Annotated in this window: 27 protein-coding genes; 1 reads left to right on the forward strand and 26 read right to left on the reverse strand. The window is 34.7% G+C overall.

Annotation, left to right across the window (positions count from 1 at the left end; all coding sequences use genetic code 11):
• Positions 1-340: 340 nt before the first annotated feature.
• A complete protein-coding gene (locus CLLI_RS07615) occupies positions 341-1,384 on the forward strand; it encodes a hypothetical protein (RefSeq protein ID WP_106063620.1) in 1,044 nt (347 codons plus the stop codon).
• A 674-nt stretch (positions 1,385-2,058) separates the two neighbouring features.
• On the opposite strand, the gene CLLI_RS07620 is transcribed toward CLLI_RS07615, so the two are convergent.
• The 26 genes from CLLI_RS07620 to CLLI_RS07740 form a co-directional block, all read right to left on the reverse strand.
• Positions 2,059-3,924: a hypothetical protein gene (locus CLLI_RS07620; protein WP_106063621.1), complete on the reverse strand. Its 1,866-nt coding sequence runs from the start codon at positions 3,922-3,924 to the stop codon at positions 2,059-2,061.
• A gap of 266 nt (positions 3,925-4,190) precedes the next feature.
• Positions 4,191-5,075 carry a DUF4351 domain-containing protein gene (locus CLLI_RS07625; protein WP_106063622.1) on the reverse strand — a complete coding sequence of 295 codons (885 nt, stop codon included), beginning with the start codon at positions 5,073-5,075 and terminating at the stop codon, positions 4,191-4,193.
• A 63-nt stretch (positions 5,076-5,138) separates the two neighbouring features.
• Positions 5,139-5,885 carry a hypothetical protein gene (locus CLLI_RS07630; RefSeq protein WP_106063623.1) on the reverse strand — a complete coding sequence of 249 codons (747 nt, stop codon included), beginning with the start codon at positions 5,883-5,885 and terminating at the stop codon, positions 5,139-5,141.
• An 11-nt stretch (positions 5,886-5,896) separates the two neighbouring features.
• Positions 5,897-6,754 (reverse strand): tyrosine-type recombinase/integrase, encoded by an 858-nt coding sequence (locus CLLI_RS07635; protein WP_106063624.1) that lies wholly within the window; start codon positions 6,752-6,754, stop codon positions 5,897-5,899.
• Positions 6,755-6,912: 158 nt separating this feature from the next.
• Entirely contained in the window at positions 6,913-7,590 is a 678-nt protein-coding gene (locus tag CLLI_RS07640) for an N-acetylmuramoyl-L-alanine amidase (protein ID WP_106063625.1), read from the reverse strand.
• Complete coding sequence (locus tag CLLI_RS07645; RefSeq protein ID WP_106063626.1) at positions 7,591-7,992, reverse strand: phage holin family protein; 402 nt, start codon at positions 7,990-7,992, stop codon at positions 7,591-7,593.
• Between the two features lie 72 nt (positions 7,993-8,064).
• On the reverse strand, positions 8,065-8,277 hold the full coding sequence (locus CLLI_RS07650) for a hypothetical protein (RefSeq protein ID WP_106063627.1): 213 nt from the start codon (positions 8,275-8,277) through the stop codon (positions 8,065-8,067).
• On the reverse strand, positions 8,277-9,338 hold the full coding sequence (locus CLLI_RS07655; RefSeq protein ID WP_106063628.1) for a hypothetical protein: 1,062 nt from the start codon (positions 9,336-9,338) through the stop codon (positions 8,277-8,279). Before CLLI_RS07655 ends, CLLI_RS07650 begins: the two co-directional genes overlap by 1 nt.
• 11 nt (positions 9,339-9,349) lie before the next feature.
• Positions 9,350-10,354, reverse strand: coding sequence for a hypothetical protein (locus CLLI_RS07660; protein ID WP_106063629.1), 1,005 nt, complete (start codon positions 10,352-10,354; stop codon positions 9,350-9,352).
• Positions 10,354-11,457, reverse strand: coding sequence for a siphovirus ReqiPepy6 Gp37-like family protein (locus tag CLLI_RS07665; RefSeq protein WP_106063630.1), 1,104 nt, complete (start codon positions 11,455-11,457; stop codon positions 10,354-10,356). Before CLLI_RS07665 ends, CLLI_RS07660 begins: the two co-directional genes overlap by 1 nt.
• A 2-nt stretch (positions 11,458-11,459) precedes the next feature.
• The gene (locus CLLI_RS07670) at positions 11,460-12,350 is read right to left on the reverse strand and encodes a phage tail family protein (protein WP_106063631.1); all 891 of its coding nucleotides are present in this window, start codon (positions 12,348-12,350) and stop codon (positions 11,460-11,462) included.
• Between the two features lie 10 nt (positions 12,351-12,360).
• Positions 12,361-15,594, reverse strand: coding sequence for a phage tail tape measure protein (locus CLLI_RS07675; protein WP_106063632.1), 3,234 nt, complete (start codon positions 15,592-15,594; stop codon positions 12,361-12,363).
• Positions 15,595-15,642: 48 nt separating this feature from the next.
• Positions 15,643-15,798: a hypothetical protein gene (locus tag CLLI_RS14490; protein ID WP_170063669.1), complete on the reverse strand. Its 156-nt coding sequence runs from the start codon at positions 15,796-15,798 to the stop codon at positions 15,643-15,645.
• An 11-nt stretch (positions 15,799-15,809) separates the two neighbouring features.
• The gene (gene gpG, locus CLLI_RS07680; protein WP_095177285.1) at positions 15,810-16,109 is read right to left on the reverse strand and encodes a phage tail assembly chaperone G; all 300 of its coding nucleotides are present in this window, start codon (positions 16,107-16,109) and stop codon (positions 15,810-15,812) included.
• A gap of 3 nt (positions 16,110-16,112) precedes the next feature.
• Complete coding sequence (locus tag CLLI_RS07685; RefSeq protein WP_106063633.1) at positions 16,113-16,679, reverse strand: major tail protein; 567 nt, start codon at positions 16,677-16,679, stop codon at positions 16,113-16,115.
• Positions 16,680-17,006: a hypothetical protein gene (locus CLLI_RS07690; RefSeq protein ID WP_106063634.1), complete on the reverse strand. Its 327-nt coding sequence runs from the start codon at positions 17,004-17,006 to the stop codon at positions 16,680-16,682.
• Complete coding sequence (locus CLLI_RS07695; protein WP_242975563.1) at positions 17,003-17,365, reverse strand: HK97-gp10 family putative phage morphogenesis protein; 363 nt, start codon at positions 17,363-17,365, stop codon at positions 17,003-17,005. The genes CLLI_RS07690 and CLLI_RS07695 overlap by 4 nt, the downstream gene beginning before the upstream one ends.
• Before the next feature lies 1 nt (position 17,366).
• Complete coding sequence (locus CLLI_RS07700; protein ID WP_106063636.1) at positions 17,367-17,693, reverse strand: phage head closure protein; 327 nt, start codon at positions 17,691-17,693, stop codon at positions 17,367-17,369.
• A complete protein-coding gene (locus CLLI_RS07705) occupies positions 17,690-17,980 on the reverse strand; it encodes a head-tail connector protein (RefSeq protein ID WP_106063637.1) in 291 nt (96 codons plus the stop codon). The genes CLLI_RS07700 and CLLI_RS07705 overlap by 4 nt, the downstream gene beginning before the upstream one ends.
• A gap of 37 nt (positions 17,981-18,017) precedes the next feature.
• On the reverse strand, positions 18,018-19,199 hold the full coding sequence (locus CLLI_RS07710; RefSeq protein WP_106063638.1) for a phage major capsid protein: 1,182 nt from the start codon (positions 19,197-19,199) through the stop codon (positions 18,018-18,020).
• 34 nt (positions 19,200-19,233) lie between these two features.
• On the reverse strand, positions 19,234-19,932 hold the full coding sequence (locus tag CLLI_RS07715; RefSeq protein ID WP_242975555.1) for a head maturation protease, ClpP-related: 699 nt from the start codon (positions 19,930-19,932) through the stop codon (positions 19,234-19,236).
• Entirely contained in the window at positions 19,916-21,196 is a 1,281-nt protein-coding gene (locus tag CLLI_RS07720; protein WP_242975556.1) for a phage portal protein, read from the reverse strand. The genes CLLI_RS07715 and CLLI_RS07720 overlap by 17 nt, the downstream gene beginning before the upstream one ends.
• A gap of 14 nt (positions 21,197-21,210) precedes the next feature.
• A complete protein-coding gene (locus CLLI_RS07725; RefSeq protein WP_106063640.1) occupies positions 21,211-22,773 on the reverse strand; it encodes a terminase large subunit in 1,563 nt (520 codons plus the stop codon).
• On the reverse strand, positions 22,773-23,243 hold the full coding sequence (locus tag CLLI_RS07730; protein WP_106063641.1) for a phage terminase small subunit P27 family: 471 nt from the start codon (positions 23,241-23,243) through the stop codon (positions 22,773-22,775). The genes CLLI_RS07725 and CLLI_RS07730 overlap by 1 nt, the downstream gene beginning before the upstream one ends.
• Before the next feature lie 152 nt (positions 23,244-23,395).
• A complete protein-coding gene (locus CLLI_RS07735) occupies positions 23,396-23,854 on the reverse strand; it encodes a gamma-glutamylcyclotransferase family protein (protein ID WP_207655087.1) in 459 nt (152 codons plus the stop codon).
• A gap of 146 nt (positions 23,855-24,000) precedes the next feature.
• Positions 24,001-24,918, reverse strand: coding sequence for an amidoligase family protein (locus CLLI_RS07740; protein ID WP_106063643.1), 918 nt, complete (start codon positions 24,916-24,918; stop codon positions 24,001-24,003).
• Between the last annotated feature and the right edge of the window lie 77 nt (positions 24,919-24,995).

Below are 24,995 nucleotides of genomic sequence, written 5' to 3' on the forward strand. Positions count from 1 at the left end.
GTATAGTAATATCAACTTACATTATAATGGATTTTTTATGTATGTGGGAGATACTTTTTGTATCTCCTTTTAATTTTTTAAGCAGTAATTATTACTACTTTTGCCTACTAAAATTATACTCTAAGTTCACTATATATTATGACAACATTACATAAATGATACTTAAATCCATATTTATTATTTCTTCTTTGTTATCCATAATTTAAGATTTTCTGTGCCCAGCAAGTACCCCAGGGGTGAAAATTTTTATTAAGAATTACTGATGACATACCCTCAGAAATTTAATCTTTGAAGGATTTTTGTTGTATAATGGAAGTAAAGGGTTGGAGGGGAACAAATCTTGAAGAACACTATAAAAACATTTTTTCTAAAAATTTGGTCAAAGCTAATGGTTACTATTTTGGGTATATTATTATATTTTATAGCTATTAGGCTAAATGAAGATATTAAAGGTTTACTTATCAACATAGCTGCTAGTTTAATTTCTATTCCAATTATTTTTATAGCATATGAATTATGGGATGAGAAAACTCACAGGGCTTTAAATAAAAGCGTATATAGTTATGTAGAAAATGAAATGAGTCAAGCTATGCTTGAAATAAGAAAAACAATGGAGATGCTTTTAAGGGGTTATACTGTATACTTCGATTATAATGATATTGTAATTGATGATAGCGATTATGAAAACCAAACATTAAAAATGAATGATTTAGCAAAAGTACATTTTGATGAAGATGGAAATCCTTATCAATTAAAATATCAATTAGAACATATAGATGAGTTGGAAGAAGATGTATTTGACTTATACGAATTAGAAAAAGATACAGTGGGTTTATTTATGTCAGAAGTAAGATACTTAGGATACCAGATATTTGATATAGATTTAGAGAATATTATTGAAGATTTAAATGAACTATTAAATAATTCCTTCATAATGGGAAGAATGAATGATAAAGAAAATTTGATAATAATACATTTATTAGAAGCTATTAAGATGCTAAATTCTTTTGTAAGTTATAACAAAGAAAAGTTATTTTTAAGATCAAGCATAAATATACAAGGATTTAAGTATAAAACAGAAATTATTAACAATTCTTCTGTGGGGAAAATGAAATTATACTCTTTATATTATAGTGAAGAAGAATATGTTACGGAAGAAAATTCAGCGGATGATAAGGAATACTATGAGCAGCTTCTTGAGAAAAAAGTTTTTATCGATGTTCCTGAAGATAAACTACTATCGGTATATGTAATTAACCCTGACTATTATATAATGTTTGGTGATTTAATAACAGAAGTATTATCATGTATAAAAAAATGGAGAACAACAAGTGCAGGATCCATAGTTACAGATTATAGTAATGGTTGGATAGGACCACTATAAACAAAGTTTAGGGATACAAAGAATAACTATAAATGCCAGGCACGAGCAAGCTTGGCACTAAGTTACTAACTTATTAATGAGTCGCAAAGGGCAGTTTTGACTACTTGCACATTTACTTTCATGCCTATATATGATTTCTTAAGTTTCCTTTCTATATTTTTCTGCTAATGCTTTTGCATCTACATCAGATACATTATCCTTTACTATTATAGTTTCTATAGCCATACCATTTTGCACATATACTTATCCATTTTGAACTCCATTTTTCTTTTTCAAATCCTCAGTATAGCTTGGATATTTTCCCCAAGTCACAATTATCCTTGCGAATTCAAAAAAGAATATAAGAGTATCCCTAAAGATACTCTTAGTTTAGATTTGATTATCTAGTTTTTCAGCCAGTGTGTGACCTGGATATTTTATGATATTTGATAGGATTTATTTTTTTGAAATGTTTTTGTCCGTTATCCGTTCATTTATTTAAATTTGAGAAGGAAGGTTGTACTTCCCTTCCTTCTTTTTTTGTTTTATTTATCTGTTCTTATTTCCTCAGCTTGTCATTGGAAAGTTTTGCACCCCCGGGGTCTTTGCGAGGCCTAAAGGTTGAGCTTACTAATAGTTTACTATTTCTTCCAAATCATAATTACCCTTGCGAAGAAGTGATTGAGCTTGCTAGATTATTTACTTACAGCTATACCATCAGCAAGAGGGAATAAATTAGCATCTTTAAGTGTTCCAGCTTTAACTTTAACTGTTACTGGTTTTGCATTATTCCAGTTAGATGCTACTCCGTCACCAACAGCTGTACCTGTACCATCAGCAGCAGGTGTTAGAGAAATTTTCACTTGCTTAGCATTTCCAGAAACAAGAGATGCGCTAGCAGCAGGGGAAGTTGCATCAGTAGCTAAACCAGTATCCACTTTGCCAAGATTTAATAATTGGCCATCTACTTTAATTTCAAACTGATCAGCTAATAATTCTGGTGTATTGATTGCAACAGCAGTTGTAGCATCAATTGCTTCATTGAAAGTTAAAATAATGTCATTCCCTAAAACTTGAACATTTTGTAATGTTGCGCTTGTGTTATCTGCAACTGACACTGTGAAGTTCTTAGCATCAGCTACATTCCCAGCTTTATCAGCAACATTAGCTACATTTAATATGGCAGATGTACCAGTGCCAACAGCACCAATGTTTTGAGAACTGTTTGGTAACTCGATAGTTACACTGTTTTTCGCAGCACTGTTAAAGTAGATGACAGTTCCTGCTGGAAGTGCTTTACCATCAAGTTTGTAGTTTGATAACTGAAGTGCAGAAGAAGTTACTTCTTCGCCAAAGTTAACTACGAATTTGTTTCTAGTACTTTCATCAGCATCAAGTATAGTAACAGGCTTTTCTGTATCCACAGCGTCACCTACTGTAAGGGTTGTAGTTGCGATTGCGTTATTGTTGTTCTTAGCATCCTTAACTGCACCAGATTGAAGTGCAACAGTGTACGTACCATTAGCAATTATTTGAGAATCAGCTGTAGCTGGAATAAAGTCTACTACTAATACCTTTTCGTTTCCTGTGCCTACTTTTACGTCTGTAGTAGCATCTTGTACAGCATATCTAACACCATTAGCATCTGTAACAATGATTTTAGATTCATCTACATTTGTAGTACCACTCTGGAATGCTTCATCGAATGTTAATTCAAATGTTTCTTTATCTGAAGCCACTGCTGATGATACAAATTTAGGAGCTGTTTTATCAGTATTGAATGTGAATGCTTGAGAGTATGCATCAATTCCGTTACCAGCAGCATCCTTAACATCATCTTTGTCTAAGATTAATGTTACAGTCTGAAAATCAACAGGTGTGGCACCATAGATTTCACTTTCGTTAAAAGTAACAATATATGTTTTATTGGTAGTATCTGTAGTATCTAAATCAGCAGCGGTGCTTTTGCAAACAGTTGAACCATTAAGGAATTTAAAATCATTTGCACCTAAATCAGAAGCAGCTGCTCCGAGGGCTTCACTAAATACTACTTTTAATTTATTTTGACCAACTTGAGTAATAGAAGTAATTGTTGGTTTTACAGTATCACTAACTTTGGTAACTGTTCCATTGTAAAGCGCTGCTTCGTTACCAACTGTATCCTTAACATTAGCAACATATACGCTTATAGATTGTCCGTTATTTACAGTTATACCACCGCTAGTTAAGGCAGCAACAGTAACAACTACCTTACTTCCTGATACAGTACCAGTAACTGGTTTACCATCTATACGTACAACAGGAATAACATCTGTTTTTAATGGCTCAGAAAAAGTAATTTCTAAATCGCCATTTGTTTTAAACTCTGACTTTGCTACAGTTGGGGCTATTGTATCATTAACAGTAACTACACCTGTAAATTCAGTAACTGTTGCTTTTTTGTCTTCAGTTTTAATGTTTTTAACATTTAAATCAAAAGATGTCTTGTTTAAAGAAGCAGGGAAAGTAAGAACTACTGACTTCTTATCTTCGCTAAGAACTGCAGTAGTTCCCTCTGCCACAGGAGCAGAATTAACATTATAATTACTTGTATCTTCTGCAGTTGTTTTATCTACAGTTTTATTAAACTTAACTTCAACTTGTGTTGCATTAATAGCACAAAATTACCTATCTCTATGTATAACAAAAAGCCCTGAACCCCACTTAAATCAAAGGTTCAGAGCCTTCTTATATTCCTAAATTAGTCTTCATTCATATAATGAGTATCATTATGCATACTGATAGGTTTTATAAGCTTATTATTTACTAAGGTTTTCTAATGATTTTGTTACTGGATATATTTTTTAATATCATCCAAACTCTTATATTCAAAAATTTCGTCAATCATAAGCTCTAAGGTTACTAAATCCAATTTAGATATAGCCTCTTTTACTTCCTCTGGCATAGTTCCAAATTTTTTGGTTAGTAATCTTATAGTTGTTTCTATTTTTTCTTCTCTTCTTCCTTTTAATTCGCCTTCTTTTATCCCTTTTTCATAGGGCTCTCTGTATAGTGATGACTGCATTAATATCTCCTCCTTTACATACTTTTCATACTTGCTTTCTTTGTAAAGTTTTTTTATGCACTCCACTGTTAGAAAATAATAATCTTTATCTTCTAATTTTTCTACTTCCTCTAAACATTCTTCTATATGCTTTTCCTCATCTATTTCATCATGCTTCATAAATACCCTAAGTGGATACAGTACAACTTTTCCTTCTTTTAGTATTTCACTTTTATCTATCTCATATGCTTTAACCACCTTATAATTATATTTCAAAATATCTAAATCTTGAACTGTGCTCTCAAAGCTTCCTTGAATATTCTTTATATTCTCTGGTTTCTTTAATACTACAAGCACTTGATATATTGGCAAGTCATTATGCCATTTTATATAAGTATAATATCTAAGCATTCTTTTCATCATTTCAGTGTTGCTTTTGTAAGCCGTTTCGAATTCTATATGAAGTATAAAACTTTCCGAGTTCATATTAACTCTTGTTAAAAAGTCCATCTCCCTCATGTCTGGAACAGATAATTGTGTATGTTCTAAAGAAACCTCTTCCGCATCCTTTACTGAAGGTAGTATAAACTCTGCTATCCCTCTATAATCTTTCTTTTCTAAAATTTTAATCGTTTCATCATAAGTTTGTGGCCTTGTTTCATAAGACATTTGTATACACCACCTCCACTTTAATACCATTATACCATAAACCCACCTTATTCAATAATCTTTTTATTCATTTTTAAGAAGTGTCTCAACCTCCCTCTTGAATCCATACTTCTGCAAATACTCAATCAGTGCTCCCTCCATGACTTCTCTTTGGGTTACATTCTTTTCTTTGCTAAATTCTGCAGTAAGCTTTGCTACCATATCACTCATATAAATGGCTTTGGTTCTAACAAGTCCTGGCACTACATATCTTGGTATCGTTCCATCTTCTTTAGTTCCTGATAACAACTGATAAATATCATCTCTTTTCTCATATAAAAATCGGATGAAAGGAATGTATTCATCTATATCTGTCGGTGGACTTTGGGTTGTTACTACTTCCTCTATTACTTCATCTGCTATTTTTTCCTCTACCTTTCCTATTGTCTTTACATAATTGTTTTTATAAGCATTCCACTCATAACTCTTGTTAGCCATATATTCAGCCATTTCTTTATGGTCTTTAAATCCCTCTTGTTTGGCTATTAGCATTGGGTCTGCGTTAGCTTCCTCAAAGGCAGTGATGATACTCACTACCTTTGTAGGTGCATAGCTTTTAGGGTCTCGGTTTAGTTTATCCACTCTATTTTCTTTTGGCACATACTGTCCACTTTCGCTATCATATCTGAAATTCTTCCTTCTCATATACATATCCAAACTCTTATAATTTTTATACCCTAATTCTTCTGCAGCTTCATCTCTTGTTTTAAATTTCAATAGCTCTATTATCTTTCTTGCCCTTGAATCATAAATTGGTTTATTGTCACTCATCCTTTTCCCTCCTATAAAAGATTTACTGTATCGCTTAATTTATTCATGTCTTGATGTAGATATCTTGTGGTTACTGCTAGGTTTGCATGGCCCAGTAGTTTTTGAATGCTTACCACTGAAGCTCCTTTTTCTAAAAGGTTTGTCCCAAAAGAATGCCTTAGCACATGAGCTGATACTTCTTTTTCAAGTCCAATCTCATCTGCTGCTTCTTTAATAAGCCTGTTGATATAGCTACTAGATACTTTTCCAGTACTTTCTAATGCAAAGAACCTATTAGAATCTGCCTCCCTAATATTTTCTAGATAATTTTGTAGTATGTTACAGAGTTTATCGTTGATTGGAATGTCCCTATCCTTTCCACCTTTTCCTTCAATAATATGCATTACTTTGTTTCCTAAATCCATGTCTTCTAATTTTAAATTAACTATTTCTGATACTCTCCCACCAGTATAGAACATGGTCTGCACCACCGTTTTAATAACTGGCTGCCTAATTGCTTCTATAAGGGCTTCAAATTCTTCTTCTGTTAAGAAGTCTCTTTCCTTTTGCTTTACTTTTACTGGTTCCACTAGATTAGCAATATTTTTCTTTACAATATCTTTTTTCACGCAGTATTTATAAAAGCTTCTTAAGATATAAACTGACCTACTTCTACTAGCTGTTGCTATGCCTCTCTCCTTTTGGTCCAGAAGATAATCCTCAATATCCTCCAATTCAATATCTTTTATATACATAGGGCAGTTATGTTTTACACTTAAGAAATTATCAAAATAAATCAGCTCTTTTTCATATCCTATGATGGTTTGCTCTGACCTGTCTATTAGCTTCATATATTTTGAAAACTCCCGTATCCCTTGACTTAACAGCATTCTATCTCCTCCTTATGTTTTGGTACTAGCATATTACAATTACGTTTCATTATTATCAAGTTAATTTTCCCTTATAATTAAGGCTTGATTTATATTAGAAATTTAAGATTTTTAAGGTTAAAAAAATAAGCCCTGAACGATTTGTCCAAGGCAAAATACTATTTATTGAATATCATAATGGTGGCATCAAAACCTGCCGACTTTAATTTTTTAACTTGTCTTTCTGCATTTTCTCTTTCTTTAAAAGAACCTGCCATCACTCGATATAGGGATTGACCACTTGGTGGAGAGCCAGTAGATGTTATATATTTAATTCCTAACTGAGATAAAATTGCTTTTGATATGGCTTTTACGATTTTCTCAAACTTATTATCGAATAATTGATTATCGTGGGCATTATCAATAAACCCTATTTCAATAAGTACTGCAGGTGCTTTAGTTTCTCTTAATACATGAAAGTTAGCAGCCTTTACTCCTCTATCTGTAAAGCCAACATCCACTAAAGAACTTTGTATCTTATTAGCTAACTCTTTAGCCTTTGCCCCTTGATTTAAATAGGTATAAGTTTCTACCCCTTTAGCTTTCTCTGGTTTAAAGGCATTCCGATGGAAGGATATAAAGTAATCATATCGGCCACTCTTTTCAAAGCTACTTCTTTCCTTTAAGCTTACAGTTATGTCTTTCGTTCTAGTTTCATCTACAATAACTCCACATCTTCTCAATTCTTTAGCCACTGCTCTACCAAGATTTAATGTATCATCTTTTTCGCATCGACCTTTATATATAGCTCCTGGATCTTCCCCACCATGCCCATAGTCAAAGCAAAGTCTCGCCATTTAATCATCCTCCTTCTTTAATTCTATAAATACTTTCTTTAAGCTTTCTGGCACAGGAAGTCCAATCTTTGCAGCATTTTCTACTATGCTTAATCCTTCATTGGATAAATAGAAGAAGATTACTGCAGTTCTAACTGCACTTCCATTTTGGAGAATATAAAAGTCTATGATATGACCTATCCCTACAAATATAAAGATGAGTACTTTTTTAAAAATACCTTTAAATCCAATGCTACTAGATAATTTCTTCTCTAAAATAGCCACCATCAAACCTGTTATATAATCAAGTACTACAAAGGCCACCAGTGCATAAAGCAAGCCATCAAATCCACCTAAAAACCAGCCAATATATGCACCAATAACTGCAAATATAACTTGGATGGTATGAACCACATCTTTCATATGTCATCCTCCTTTAGGCATAAAAAATACACCCTATACAGGTGTTTGATTTTAATTCCTAATATTTTATTATTATTCTTCTGCTATCCTCTGTTCAATAGCTGCTATCATTTCATCTTCATTAGCATCAAATGCTAGTTCTCCTTTTTTAAAACTAAACATCCTCTCATTACCTTCTACAAATGCCATAATCCTTCTACCATTATAATGTTCTTCTACTGCCCTTGTTGGCTGTCCTACATTTGGATTTTTAAATTGAATACTACTTGATTTAATAATTATCATTATTCTACCTCCTTGATTTCTTCTACTTCTATAATTTCATCTACAGAAAATGCATAAGTTTCACCTGTCCAGGATTCACCTATTTCCCTCTCCACACCTTTAATATCCCAATCTAAAATTGATTGATGATCATCATCTCTCGTACCAATTACTAATACATTATACTTACCTTCTAACTCACAATAAATTTCTAGCCTCTCTTCATTAATGTTTAACTCTCCATAGCCGTTTCCAAAGTGTCCCTGTGGTGTTACGAATATCTGTACATCTTTATTCAAATAGATAAAATAATCTGGCAGGCCTATTGTAATTTTATCCCCCGCCTTACTAGCTTCAGCCTCATATCTATATAAAGTGTCTCCTGCTGTTGGACTTTCTACAGAACTATGTCTAATTCTATGTGTTGCTTTTTTTACTGGTTTTGGATGTGGAATTTCGAAGTTTTTAGTTCCTTCTACAGTAAATTTTCCAGGCACTATCCAATTACTTACAAGCACACCTAATACACCCTCATTCATGTTTTCAGCCGTTGCATAATATCCTAAAGCTGTAGCCTGCTGTGCACTAGCAACTGCTTGTTTTCCAAGAGCTGTTGAGTATTGTCCTGAAGCCTTAGCACTATCCCCTATAGCTACTGCGTCACTACCAGTTGCTTCAGCTTCTTCACCTATTTCTACTTCAGAACTCCTCAGATCCACAGCTGCCTTATGGTAAAAATTCCAATCTCTCCAGTAGTCCTCAAAGAACGATTCAGACCTCTCCTCGTAATTTGTCTTAGCTGCATCTTGATAAGGAGTTAATCTCTGTATTGTCCATGTTCTGTCAGCTTGATTAACAGTGTATATAAAAGCGATTCTACTACCACTTACTCCTTCAGGTGCATTTGCAATATCTTGAACTGCTGGAATATGGTATATGCCCGTTTCCTTAGCCTCATTAAAATCTGTCCATTTGAACTCTTCCGCATGCAAACCTAAACCATTATTAACTTCATTAAAATTGTTATTTATAATATTATGCCAATCAGGAGTTCCCTTAATTAGCATCTCTAAATTTGCCATTTAATCACCTCTTAATTTAAAATTAGTGTCATACTTGTAATACTGTTTTCAAATACCAAATAATATAGTTTATCATTTGCTTTTACTATTTCCTCTAGTACCAGCTCCTTATAAAGAGTAGGTACCTGCACTTTGATAGCATTTGTATCGGAGTAGATTATTCTATGATTTATCCTAAGTCCTTCACCTCCACCAGCACCTGAAACTCCTGCTCCACCTATTCCTGCTGCATATTCATTACGAATAAGTAAAGAATCAGGATATTTATTGAGTCCATGTTCAATGCTGGCAATCTCAACTGAATCTAGTTCAGCTAAATTCTTCTTAATCTCTAAGACTTCATTGGATAAAAATGTTCCAGTATCTTCTGCTAAACTTCCCTTTATGCTATTAAACCATTCTATAAAGTCTTCTTCCCAATCAGATGTATTAGGGTAGAACCAGTTTTCCCACTCCTTCATATAAGTGCTTGTTCTATTTTTATACCAGCCTTGAAACTGATTAAATATTTCTGTTGTGTCCACCTGGTCTATTAATCCATGGACTATTCCACATAGGCTCTTATTTAATCTAAGGTCTATAATATCTTCTTGTGTTATAGATATAGCTCCCTGATTTACTTTTATATCTGCTAGTCCTAATTCATAAATATCTGCATCCCTTTGGATTAAAGGTGGTTCTGGATTTGCACTAAATTCTCCCTTTTTAATAATTGCTTTTATATTTCTCTTCTCCACATCAAACCTAAGAACTACTCTATCCACTCTGCTTAGAACCCCATCAGCTGGATCTATAATTAAAATTAAGTCATCTGTGTTCATATAAAAATAACCATTAATCCATGCCTTTCCTGGACTAAGGGTCATAGTCATATCATCATTTGCTCTTGCCTGCAAGCTTGTATTTGGATTGGAAAAGACTCCATTTCCAATAAAGCTTGAGAAGTATTCAGCAAATACTTCTGCTTTGTATCTTCTATCGCCATTGATGCTGTTAAAGAATGCACTTCTCTCCACTATCTCACCTCCTGCTTTATCCTATCTACTAAAGTGGGAATGGAATTACCAAATGTTACATTGATTGAAGTTTTATTTGCTTCATATACTTCCTCAATTTCTGTTATTCTAGTATCTTTAGTTACTTCCCATCCCTTATTACTAACTGTAACAATATCTCCTAAATCAAAATCAACTTTATATTTTAAATTTCCTTGTACATTTATTTTACTTTCAAATGTCTCTATTTTTTCATGTTCTAAGAGTTTAGAATTCCCTCTATTAATTAAAAGCTTTCTATACTCATCAGCTGGAATAGTAATTTCTTCTCCATCTTCATTTATAGTGCTTTGTAAATCCCTAGCATCTACAAACATCTCGTACCTATTAAGTCCATTAGCTTCTCCTACAGTTACAAGCTGTCTATTAAACCCTTCACCTTCTCCAGCTATTAATGCTGCATTTTTAAAGTTATTAGTACTTTCTATATATTCCTGCTCGAATACATTCTCAAATTCATTAGCAAATATAGCTGGTGGATTAATCTTTTGATTTGCTGTTAAGTCTCTTCCTTTATATACATCAAATATAAGCTCTTTTAATTGCACATCTGCTAATATTCTAAATCCTAATCCACTTGATGAAGAAATAGTCTCTAGTTCATCCAGTAGATTACTATAACTTACCTGTTTGTTTAATATCTGAGGGAAATTTTCTATTTCAGCTAGGTTTACTAAAGGGATCTTTCTATTTTCATCTGTTGGATTAATTGCGTTCTTATCAACTAAACTCATCATTGCAATCTCTGCACTTGTATTTAAATTTTCAGTTCCCCATATGATTCTTTTTCTAAGATAGCTTGTTATAAAGTTGCCTTTAATAATAAGAGTTTCTTTCCCTTTTTCATCCTGTTTTAATTGTCTATATGATATTACTCCCGCTTCTTGGTCATCTTTCTTACATATAATGTATCCCTCTCTAAGCATTTTTAGGGATTTATATGTTAGGCTTAGATGAAGTTCAAACTCACCTGATTTGTGGTATCTTCTAACCCATCTAAGACTATTGAAGTTATCGATTATTCCTATAAAATTTAATTCTTCATTAAATACATAAATATCCACATCTACACCCCCAGATACTCAGGATTGTAATAGATGTCTATTTCAAGATTGTCTAAACCTTCATCAGCATCATACCTTAGCAGATTATCCTTTGGCTCTAGTTGTAAGAATGTAGAATCCAGGTCAATCCAATTGAATGCATTTGCAGTTACTCCATCTTTATAGCTTTCTATTCTTTTATTGGAGAAATGTGTAGTTACTGTTAAAATCTCACCAGAGGCTAAACTCTTATTGATTTTAATATATTCTCTTGTGCTGACATTATATAGCATGGGATTTACTACTGTGGCTAATGCCTTAAATCTAACCTCCATGCCACAGGATATATCTCCTGGATTATATAAATTTACAATTAAACTTGGTTCTCTAAATCCCATTTGGATTCCTGTATCCATTGACATTTCAAGTGGAAACTCAAACTCCCCTCTCCAAATTGCAGCTTCCTCTTTTGTAGATTCCTTGTCCTTCCAAAATGGATGATGGCAGTATAGATTAATTAAATACTTTTGATAATATATCCCTTTATTGCCATTACCGTTTGGGAATATTGGTGTGTTTTCTGGTATACCTTTTATCTCTCTAATCACATCCTCTTTATGATAATAGCTAATACTCACTTCCCCAAGCTTAGGATTTAATACTCTCTCCATCTTTCTTCTACAATCTAGCACCTCATGAGGATTTTTTCTTGTTACAATCATGCCTTCAATTGAGATGGCTCTACCTTCTAGCGTGTTATCTATATAAGTAGAGCCATCTTGTTTAGGTGCCTTTTGATTTTCAATTGTAACTGGTATATTGCTAACTCCATCAATTATTTCTAGATAGTAAGGTGATTGATTGCCAAGGGTAATGCTTTCTCCATTAATATTTGTAATAACAACTTTCTCCATAACACACCTCCTACCATTCAAGAGCAAGTTGTCTTGATGCATTTTTAATTTGTCTTGCTGTTTCCGATGGTGTTAACGGGGTAGAACTGTTGATAACTATGTTTTGAGTTATACCTTTATCCCCAGAAAGCATCTTTTTAGTCACATTATCGTTATAAATCCTACTTCCTCTTGGAAGTTCTACAAGCTCTGGTCCAAGTTCTCCTACCATAGTAAACCCACCTTGGAAGAAGCTAGTTCCGCTAAAGTTAGAATCTGCTCCCCCACCTGAAAATACTCTTTTTACTTTTTCCACAATACTAAATACCTTTTCTTTTACCTTTGTGGCATTCCATTCTTTTATCTTTTCTATTCCTTCTGATATTTTACTTTTTACTTTACTAATACTACTAGATACAGAAGTTTTAACTGCTTCCCAATTTTCAGAAGTAGATATCTTTATATCTTCCCATCTTTTGGTGACATCTTCTTTAATTTCTCTAGCTTTAGTAATAGTATCCTCTTTCATAGAACTCCAGCTATTAGCTAAGTTCGTTTTTATATTTTGCCATTTTTGAGATGAATCTTTTTTAATTTCTTCCCATCTCTTTATTACATTTTCTTTTATTTCTCTAGCCTTAGTGGATACATCACTTTTCATAACCTGCCACTTTGTCTTAATCTCTCCTGTTTCCCAGTCTACTTGGTTGACATGTTCTTTGGCTTGAGTTTTAGCTTCATCTACTACTTTCTCATGCATATCTTCTGCTTTTTTAATGGATTCATCCTTTTGACGAGTAGCTTCCTTAATTAACTTATCTGCTTGGTCTTTAGTAATAGTTTTGGATTCATCTCTTTGTCTGATGATTTCCTTAACTACTTCTTTGTATTGTTCTTCTGCTGCTTTAATGGTTTTATCCTTTTGATCTAAATTATTTTTAACAACCTCTGCAGCTTGCTTTGCAGTAATCTCTCCAGCTTGGGCCTTCATCCTTTCCATAATGGCCTTTGCTTCTACTTCATTTTCAGATAGAACCTTAATTCCTATATCCACCATTTTCTTTTGAATAGAATTTATTTCTTCCTGCTCAGATTTAGTTAAGGCTCTTTTTTCACTGGAAGCCGTATCAAGTATCTCTTTTATCCTTGCTTCACCATCAGAAATTTCCTTCTTTCTATTTTCATAACCTTCCTGCATATTATTTAAAATCTGGTCTTGCTCTTCTTTTGAAAGAGAAGTACTGCTAGTTACAAAGTTTTGTATCTTTCCTAAAGACTCTTCATGGTGCTTATCTAGTCCAGCTTGAATGTCACTTGCCATTTGTGAGAAGTTTGCTGTTATCCCGTCTGCCATTTCTTTAGTTACTTCCTGACCACTCCATGAAAGTTGATTTAAAGCTAAAGTTGCTTCATCGTTTAATTCTAAAAACCCTCCTACAGCTTTCTTTGTAGACTCAGATACTTCATCTCCAAACAACTCTATAGTAGGAATACTTTCTTTTGAAAGATGTTTATATAGTGCAATACCTGCCACTGTAGCAGCTCCAATTCCTAAAGTCCATGGATTTAAAAGTAAGGCTCCAGCTTTAGCAGCTATTCCTGCTGCACTAAATCCAGTAGCCATTCCACTAGTAGCAACTGTGACTCCAGCAGTTCCTGTTTTTAATCCAGCTAAAGCTATTGATACTTTTGAAAAAGAAGTAATAACAGTACCTGCTCCACCTATAACCTTTCCACCAAGGATTAATAGTGGGCCTATAGCTGCTGCAAGTGCTGCTACTTTCACTATAGTTTCCTGAGTAGCAGGATTTAGATTAGCAAACCATTCTACTACAAGTTGCAGCTTTTCAACTAAGGTTTGTAGATGTGGAACTAAAATCTCAAATATCTGTATTCCTAAACCTTCAAGAGCAGATTTTAATTTAATAATTTCCCCTTGAAGATTATCCTCCATAGTTTCAGCCATCTCTTTTGCTACACCGTTGTATTCCTTTGTAGCTTGAGTAAGTTTTTCATAATCTTCAGGACTTGCATTTATGATTGCAAGCATTCCACTCATTGCTTCTTTTCCAAATATAGTAGCTGCATATTGGGCCTGTTGTTCTTCAGAAAGTCCTGCAAACTTTAATCTTAATTCATCCATCACATCTTTAAATGGAAGCATTTCTCCATTGGCATCTGTGATAGAGATGCCTAATTGGCCCATAGCAGCTGCCATTTTATCTGTTGGATTGGCTAGGTTTGCTATAGCTGTCTTTAGAGAAGTTCCAGCCTGAGAACCCTTAATTCCTGCATTGGCCATAAGTCCTAAAGCAAGGGCTGCGTCTTCTGCAGAATATCCCAATGCACCAAAAATAGGAGCCACATATTTAAATGACTCCCCAAGCATTGCCACATTTGTATTTGAATTACTGGATGCACTAGCTAGTAAATCTGCAAAGTTTGAAGCTTCTTTTGCTTCCATTCCAAAGGCAGTAAGGGCATCGGTGACAATGTCAGAAACCAAACCTAAATCTTCACCACTGGAAGCTGCAAGCATCATAACTCCATCTAAACCATCAAGCATCTGATTGGTATCCCAGCCAGCCATGGCCATATACTTTAAAGCTTCGGCAGATTCAGATGCACTAAACTTTGTGGTAGCACCCATTTCCTTAGCTTTTTCCTCTAGCAATTTTAAATCATTACCTGTAGCACCACTTATAGCCCCTACTTCACTCATACCAGCTTCAAAATCAGACCCTACTTTAACTGCAGCAGCACCAAGTCCAACTAGTGGAAGTGTAATCTTTTTAGTTAAGTCTTTACCTATTGATTCCATCTCTTTTCCTACATCTTGCATCTTCTGACCAACAGGCTCCAGTGCTTTACCTAGTTTATAAAAGCCTGAAGACTGAAGTTCTATCTCCTGGTTTACTTTCTTTAAGTCCTGCTCCATATAGGCTAATTGTGTCTTTGCCTTATTTAACTTTATCTCTAAATTCTGTGTAGCTTTGGCATCTTTTCCTTTTGTCTCTACTGACTTTTGATGGGCTTCTTCTAAAGCCTTTACCTTTTGCCTTTGAAGTTCCGTTTGTTTTGTTAAACTATCTGATTTTAGTTTAAGACTATCTAATCCTTTTCCATGCTTTCCCATTTCAGCACTGGCAAGCTTAAACTCAGATTGAACCTTTCTCATCTCTCGATTTAAACTACTTACCCCATTTTGAAATCCAGTAGAGTCAAGCCCTACCACTACATTTAATTTCCCTATTTCCTTTGCCACTTATCTCACCTGCCTTTGGGCATAAAAAATACACCTAGGATTTAGGTGTTATAGTATTTCATCAATATATACTTTTTCATCTCCTAACTTCTTAGTTAATAGCTTCAGATAGTACATAATATCCATGGAGTCAATTTCATTTAATGTCCAGCCTTTATCAAGAAGTGCTAGATAGAGGCTATCTATAAAATCCTGGGGACCCATGGCATTCCCCTCTACTGGTTTTTTCCATCACCTGCTGTTACTTCTGACATCTCACCTACTACTTCATTAATACATTTTGTGATGGTAGGAATTAAGTCTTTAGATTGAAGTCCATCGTAGACATCATCTCTAGTAAATTGATTACCAAATAGTTCTACTATATAGTCAATTAGTTTATCTAATTCCTCTGGAGAAATGTTATCAAAATCTACTCCTTGGGATACTTCAATGGTTCTTCTAACCATCCTTGCAGATATAAAACCAGTGGTGTATGTCTTATCTTTTTTATCCTTCTTTAATATAATCTCCATATATTAAACCTCCTGTGTTGTAGTATCTCCTGGAACCTTTTCAAACCAAGTATCAGCTCCTAGGAAATCTGCACCATCTTCATCTGCTGTTCTCTTCCAGTCTCCATCATGAAGTCTTGGCATAAAGGTAAGTTTAATCTTTGGTGTCTTATGCTCCACATTATCTTTCTTAGTGGAATAGTCTTCTGCCATAGGCTGGGCCACTCCTTTTAAAAGCCACACATAACGATATTTTCCATTGGATTTTAAGCTTTTAAATCCTAATGCGATATGTGGTGGAATATCTGCTTTATTTTCTACAAGCACTCCTTCTACAATCTTATTTCCTAATAACTTGACCCTTGTTGCTAAAGGTAAATCTGCTGTTTCTACCTCCACATCAATTTTTCCTAATGCAGATACAGATTCCCAAAGCTGATCATCGGCATAGACTTCTTGAGTATTTACCGTTGGGTTTATCGTAGCATTTATAGCTCCCGCCATTGGTTCAGGAACAGCATAAGTTAGTTCTTCTATGGTGTCTTTATTTAAAATAGCAAAATGTAAATCTTTTAATCCTACTTGTGCCATTTACATGACCTCCTTAAAAAATCTCATTACTTTGTGATATATCTTTAAATCCTCTTCATATAAATCATAAAAGTTTAATTTAGTAAAATTGGCTGTTAGCATACTTTGGTGTACTTCTTTTGCAATTTCAGTGTAATCTGATTTACTCCATAAATCAATTTGCACGTAGTAACCAGTAGCAATTTCTAAATCATCAGCGTGTTGTTCTGGTCTATCTAGATAAGTGAAAAAGGTAATATATGTTTCTTCATTACCTGTATAAGTTTGAAATCTTACTGGAACCTGAATATCTTTTAATGCTGATAAAACTTCTTTATTTATACTCATAGCCCTAATCCTTCTTTTAATTTTTTCTCAATCGTCTCCATGGCATTTTCTTTAGAAACTTCATATCCTCTAGCCATAAAGGGATTAGCTTTCATCTTCACAGTTCCAAATTCTACAAATCTACTATAAAACACATCTTTATCAGGCCCTACTTCCACCTGCTTTGCTCCATCCTTGTTTTTCACCCTAGATACAGTTATGCTTTCCTTTAACTTTCCACTTCTTATAGGCGTTTCCTTTTGAATGGCTTCTTTTACTACATCTCCAGCTTCCCTTAATGCCTTATTTTCAATTCTAGAACCAGTCTTACCTAGCTTTTCGATTTCATTAAGAAGATTCTCCATTCCTTCTAACTTCATATCAGCCACTCTTATCCACCTCCAATGCCTTTATTTCCATATACACATTTTTGTATTTTATATTATCAATGGAGGTGATATTATATTGTCTTCCTTGAAAGAGTATCCTCATAGAAGTGTCTATATTTTTAAGGTAGCGAATAGTAAACTTAACTGTGTTTTCTCTTTGCACTGTTGCAGCTTCAAAGTATTCTCTTCCATGAAGATTGGTAACAGCTGCCCATACAGTTTTAAAATCTTCCCATTCTTCAACTTCAAAGCCATTCTCATTGGTGGTGGTAGTTAATCTTTGAAAGGTAATTCTTTTATTTAGTTCTCCTGGATTCATTCCACCATCTCCTCTGGATAACAGTAATTAAGCTGGGCTAGCATACTATCAATTACAGGCCTTATCTTTTGGCCTACCTTTCCAGCAGTTAAACCTCGGTTCTCATACCAATCTACTACTAGGACTAGACAAAACAGCCTAGCTAAAGGGTTTGTACTATTAAAGGTCTTACCTGTGGCATTTTTAAGATACTCTTCGGAAGCATTTATTAGGGATTCTATTAAGCTATCATCTTCGTCTCCATCTACTCTTAAATATTCTTTAGTTTCTTTTAGTGTAATTAGCAAGGCTTATCACCTCCAAAAGGAGTGGAAAATCCCACCCCTATGCTCCAGTTGTTGAGATAGTAAGCTTTCCAAATACTGCTGCATCTGTATCCCATTTCACACAATCATCCCTTGTAATAGTTCTAAGTTCTGTTGTATCTCTTCTCCAAGCATCTCCACCAGTAGTTGTAGAAGCTAGTTCATAAACTCCTTGATTAAATAGAACCATTAGCTCTTTAAAGTTTCCAACTATAAATGGAGCTTTTACAGTGGTAGTTCCAGTGGAAGGCAATGTTCTATTGGCTACTACTGCAATTGGTCTACCCTTGAACAGTTTCTTTCCAGGTTGAGTAATATCATCTTGAAGTAGTGGTCTGCCATTACCATCTTCCTGTTCATCTAGCCATTGGAATCCATCTTGATTTGTGATGATTTTACTGGATAGACTTAATGCAGGATCTAAATCTACATTTAATACTTTCTTAATAGCCTTAATGTCTTTTAAATCTTTACTTGATAGAGATTTTAATATCTCTATAATTAAACTATTCTTTGTCACCACGTGCTTTTTGGCTATCCATCTTGTTACATAGGCTATAATATTTTGGTCACTATCCTTTAATAACTCATTGGTAATTGGTAAAAATCCTGCTCTTTTTACAAGCTTATATGTTACTGGTGTAAATTTAGGATTATCAATTTCTTTAATTTCTCCATATTCATCTACCACTTGAAAAGGAACCATATCCTCATCTTTTTCTAAAACTCTAGAACCAGATAACGCCTTTACCTTTTCAACTCTAATAATTTTAGATAAATCATTCATACTTCTCATAAGCTCATTGATTTTTGTTTGGATATCTTCTGGAACGATAATTCCCATATCTCCATCAGAGTCAGTGCTTACTCCACCTTCATGCATAGCAGCCTTATATTCATTAATAATGCTGTAATCATCTGCAGTAATTCTCTGTTTCCTTAATCCTTTTAAGAATACTCGTTTATATTCTGCTTCTAGGTCTTTATCAGTATCGCTGTTATCATTTAATAGTGTGCCATCTTCCATATCAAACTTTTCAGCTGCTTCTAATTCCTGCTGAAGGGCCACTTTCTTTTGTAAGGCTCTTACTTCTTCCATTAAGTTTTCAGCTTCTACTACCTTATCTTCAGCTATTAAGTTTCTTACCTTCGACTTCTTTTCTTCTAGGTTTTGAAGTAGTTCTCTTAATTCTTTACTCAAATTCATCCCATCCTTTCTGAAATAAAAAAAGAGCCTAAAGCTCTAGTTCGATTAATAATTTTTGTTTTAATAATGCTTGTTTTCTAACTTCCAAATCATTCTCTATTTCTATTAACTCTTTAGGTGTATTTTTGTATCTAGCCAATACATCCTTATCAATAGAAGCTGCTAGTGTTTTTTCTTCCTCTACCACATCACAAAATCCATACTCTTCGCATTCAGATGCTGTTAGCCAAGTTTCTGCATCCATAATCTCTATAATCTCATCTCTTGTTAGTGCCGAGTGATTTTCATAAGCTGCAATTAAACTTTCTCGGATTTTATCTAAGTCTTCAGCTAGTTTTCTAAACTCATCTGCATTACCCATGCCTATGGTCCAAGGGTTATGAATCATCATCATAGAGTTTTTTGGCATAAAAATAGTATTGCCTGCCATAGCTATGACACTAGCAATACTTGCAGCTAACCCATCAATATATACATTTTTATGTGCCTTATGCCTTTTTAATATAGAGTAAATAGTCTGACCTGCAAATACATCGCCTCCTGGAGAATTGATGTAGATATTTAGTGTATCTATTTCTCCTAAATTATCTAAATCAGATTTAAACTCTTTAGGAGTTACTTCATCACCCCACCAAGTTTCATTTGAAATCTCTCCATAAAGGGTCAACTCTCCCATTTTTTCATCTAAGGATTTAAAGTTCCAAAACCTTTTATTCTTCTTTCCCAATATCATCACCACCTCTTTTATACTGCTCTCCCGCCATTTCAATAGGCATCATATTTCCATTGATTAAAAGTCTATCTCCTCCTTCTTTTGCCTCCATTTCCTCTAATGCTCTTACTTCGTTAGCTGTTAGAAATCCAGATTGAATAGCAATTCTATATCCTTCATATCTAGTTTTAGGATCAGCTCGGAGTATTGCATTTACATTAAACTTAATATAGTAGCCTTCTTCTAATTCTTTATTGGTAAATAGCTTATATGTTAATTCCTGTTCATAGCCAGTTAGAATATCCATTAGTGTATCTACATAGAATTCCCTTTGCTGGTATTCTACATTGGTATGAGTTGCCCTATCTAAATCGTTAATCTGATGGTTCTTTATTCCAAAGGCTGCAGCTATTTGCTTTACTGTAAGCTGAGTGTTTTCTATAAACTGGGCATCTGCCATGGTTAAACTTAAAGGCTGAAATTGATATCCTATAGGAAGGAGGGATACCCTGTTGGCATTTTTAAGTCCACTGGCCATCTGTTCAAATCTTTCACGAAATACTCTTTGAGCCTCTGGGTTTAAATCTCCTATATAGTGAATAATTCCTTTGGTTTGAAGTCCTGTTTTAAAACTATTATTTAAATATTCACTTGCAGCACCTGCATTTTCTATGGTGTTTTTAAGCTGATTTAATGGAGTCATACCTATAATTCCATCACTAGTCAGTCCTTTAAAATGAAGCATCTCATCAGGGTTAATCCTATACTGAGTACCTTTGTTATCTGTATAGACATACCAAAGTCTACCTTTATGAGGAAGTAGTCCTATATCATCAATATATATTTCTACTTTAGAACTATCTAAGGGATATATTCCTGTAGCATGACCTGCACTTCTACCAGCTGTTTCAAACTCTATCCAAGCATAGGCATTCCCATAGATATTTCTCTGAACTTCTAAGGCTTTAAAAAAATCCCTGGCACTCATCCACGGATTAGGTCTAATCTTTAAAATTGGGGTTAGATAATGTTCTGTCGCACTTTGCCTTCCATTATTATTTTTATATACTTTAGTAGGAAGTTTACCTATGCTATCAGCCAATATTCTAATACAGGAAAACACAGTTGCTTCCTTTAGTGCATTTTTACCTTTGTAATTAAGCTCGCTATTTTCAACTCCCAATATTTCTAAAAGCCTTCTATCGTTTAATGATATTTCCTCTGGTAACGCTTCAGCTTTTTGACTAAATATATTCTTTAACTTATTAAATACATTCAAATACCATCACCCCCCTAACCCCAAAGTTTGTCTAGCATTTCCTCTGTTGAATACTCATTTAAGTCAAACTTACTTCCTTCATTTCTTATTGCTCTATCTAGGGCCATAATTAAAGCTACAGCACCGTCTATTTTTTCAGTGGATTTTTCCTTATCAGGCTTTATATTTCCAGCAGGGTCAGTTCTTACATGAATATTATCCATCATCCAAGATAGAACTGGGTGTCCACCATGGGCTATTTTTTCCTCTAGTGTTAATTTCATTAACTCTTTAGTAGGTGGAGACATATCTTTGTATCCTTGCCCAAAGGGAACTACTGTAAATCCTGCACCTTCTAGGTTTTGTGTCATTTGCACAGCTCCCCATCTATCAAAAGCTATTTCTTTTATGTTATAATCCTTCCATAAATTCCCTATGAATTTTTCTATAAAGCCATAGTGGATGACATTTCCTTCAGTGGTTTTAAGGTAGCCTTGCTGTTTCCAAATATCATAAGGAACATGGTCTCTTCTTACTCTTAAATCTAAATTCTCCTCTGGTATCCAAAAGTTTGGAAGTACATAGTATTTATCATCATCTGGTACTGGAGGAAAAACTAAAACAAAAGCGGTTATATCAATAGAACTTGAAAGGTCAAGTCCACCATAACACTCTCTTCCTTTTAGTTTTTCAGGATTTACTTCAAATGAGCACTTATCCCATAAATGCATTGGCATCCATCTTACAGATTGCTTTACCCATTGATTAAGCCTTAGTTGCCTAAATAAGTTCTCTTCTGCTGGATTTTCTTTAGCACTTATAAAAGCTGCTCTTACCTTTTCTATATCAATGGTATGGTCCAAGGATGGATTAGCTTTATACCAATTAGCTTCATCTGTCCAATCATCACTATCTTCAATTCCATAAATAACAGGGTAGAAGGTAGGATCATGCTTTTTCCCTCTTAATATATCATCTGCTTTTTGGTGAACTTCCCAGCAAATAGAATGCCTATCAGTTCCAGCTGTTGTAATTAAAAAGAAAAGTGGCTGCTTTCTAGCATCTCCACTTCCTTTGGTCATTACATCATAAAGTTGTCTATTAGGCTGGGCATGTAATTCATCAAAGATCACTCCATGAACATTAAGCCCATGCTTTGTAAATGCTTCTGCTGATAGAACTTGATAGAAACTGGCTGTAGGCATATACACCAATCTCTTTTGAGATAGAATTGGTTTTATTCTTTTCTTTAAAGCAGGACATTGATCTACCATATCTACTGCTACATCAAATACAATAGATGCCTGTTGTCTATCAGCTGCACATCCATAAACTTCAGCACCCCATTCTCCATCACCACAAGTTAGATATAGGGCTATAGCTGCAGCAAGTTCACTCTTCCCATTTTTCTTTGGAATTTCCACATAAGCTGTATTATATTTTCTATAACCATCTTCTTTTACAGTTCCAAATATATCTCTTATGATTTTATCTTGCCAAGGTAAAAGGTCAAAAGGTACGCCATGCCATACACCTTTTGTATGTTTAAGGTTATTTATAAATTTAACTGCTCGTTCTGCTTTCTTTTCATCAAACATTATTTAATCCTCAGTAATTTTTCCATTGGATCATCAGTATCTGTATCCTCTGTATTTACCTGAATCCTTGTACGAGCAGCAGGAGTAAGTCCAAATTCAGAACAGAAATCCTTCATAACCTTAAGATATGTCTGGGCAATGGATACCTGTGGCACCTGTTGAATATATCCTGATGGGGTTTTAAAAATAGTGCCATGCTTTGATAGAAATTCTTCAGCTTCTTTCCATCTAGCATAGGCTTGACAATATCCAGCAAAGGCTGCCATGTCTACTTCAGTAAGTATTCCAATGGCCTCCATCGTTTTAGCCATTCGCTCCCATTCTTTCTTAGCTTCAGGCTCCAGCCATGACGGACATCCGGGAGCTTTTCTTTTAGGTTTTGGCTCATTTTCATTTAAAGGCCTTTTTCCAGGATTCCCTTCCAAGACCTTTAGTGCAGTTGGCTTTGGCTTTCTTCCTCGTGTCGCCATGCTATCACCTCCAATTTATAGTGAAGAAAAAAGGCCCTTATTTTAGGCCTTCCTTCTGATTTTTCTATCTTCCAATTCCTTTGTAGTTTAAAACCCCTAGGGTAATTGCCCCATTACCTCTTTAAAAAGCCCTTACAGGGCAAGTGTGGGGCTTATTTTCCCCTCTTTGTGCTGATTTCAATGGCTTCATCAATGAAACTCAAATCAAATCCAGCACTTTTGTATCCTTCCTTTACAGTTCTTAAATAACTTTGACTTGGAGAATTTAAGTGAATCCTATCCTTAATCTTATTGGTCATAATGTAAACCATGGCAGTTACAATTTCACCAGTCTCAAGTTCCACTGGTATATCTTCTTTGTAGTAAAAGCTAGGATAGCCTTCATACCTATCAAGGGCTAGTTCATCTTTAGACTGAACTTCCCATATAAGTGCTGGCACTCTTTTACCTTTACAGGGTTCAATGGTTAAGTAGGCATTTCCAGGTACACCTTTAAAAAGCAGCCTATAGCCATAGAGCATTCCCTTGCCATAAACCTTGGCAGTAGGACATCGGTAGCTCATTTGCTCTAGGTTAAGATTTGAACCATAAGCAACATATAGTCTTTTCATTTTCAATCCATCCTTTCCAAAGGGCCCAATATTTCCCCACTACTTGGCCTGTGTGGCCTTTGTTTTAAGTGAGGGAGTCCTTCTACCAGCTTAAGAGGGGTTTCCCCCTCTGTGGCTCTTGGGCCTGCCGCTATTTTTAGGTTTCTCTATGCGGCTCTTCGAAATCTCCAAGCTGCACTTCCTTCTAGGTGTTTGGTTAAGTGCTCCCTGCAGTTTTTGAATTCTTCTCCGATAAGTCCTATTCGGTTTAGCCAAGTTCTCATTGCAAACTTTGGATTTTCTAATTGTGGCTTTTTGGTGCTGGCACTCTTTTGGGTTAAGGCTTGATTGTTTATGGCTAGGGCCAAAACAATGTAGCTTCTTATTTTTCCTGCATGAAGAGTTCCATTAAATCCCCTAAGTTCTACTGTTCCTACTCCGTTGAAAAAACTGTGAAGGTTTAGAAAATGATATCTGCTTTCATGGTAGTGTCTTTCCCTGCTGGAGCCGTAGCCTTTGTACCAAATGTCCTCAATTTCTTTGAAAGTTTTAGGTTTTTTCTTATTCATTCTTTCCACTAAATCTTTATCCATCTTCTTGCAGTAACGCATTCTTTCCCTTTCAATTTGTAGGCTATCGTAAAGCAAATCGTTTCTAGCGTAGATGATGTTTACAAAGTTTCTTAAGCTTCTTGGTGTATGGTCTGCTCCATCTAGGTGTATGTGTATTCCTGCTGTTGAGTTTGGAAAACCTCCTGCCTTTCTAATTTTTCTTACTATCTCCTGCAAAGTTTCAATGTCTTCTTTGTAGTTTAGGATTGGGCTAACAATTTCTACGCTGTATTCTCTTCCTGCTGCAACCTTTTGCCCATTTACTTTTCTTTGGCATCTCAAGCTTCCGTCATACATAATCTTCCAAGCCCTTCCATCTGGTGCAGTAACTTTGTAGCTATCGTAATAATCGTTTTGCCTTTCAATGCTTCCTCTCAAATGGTCTGCTAAAACTCTTGCTGCCTTTTCTCTTGTAATTCCTGTTAGTTCAATCTCAATTCCAAAGTTAGTCTTTAAAAAATCTCTGTCTGCCATGGTTTTATCTCCTTTCAGTGTGTTTTCGTTGTGTATATATATCACTCTAAAAGGGATAAATAGCAAGTACTATTTTC

It is taken from the genome of Clostridium liquoris (genome assembly GCF_002995785.1).
Lineage (GTDB): Bacteria > Bacillota > Clostridia > Clostridiales > Clostridiaceae > Clostridium_AO > Clostridium_AO liquoris.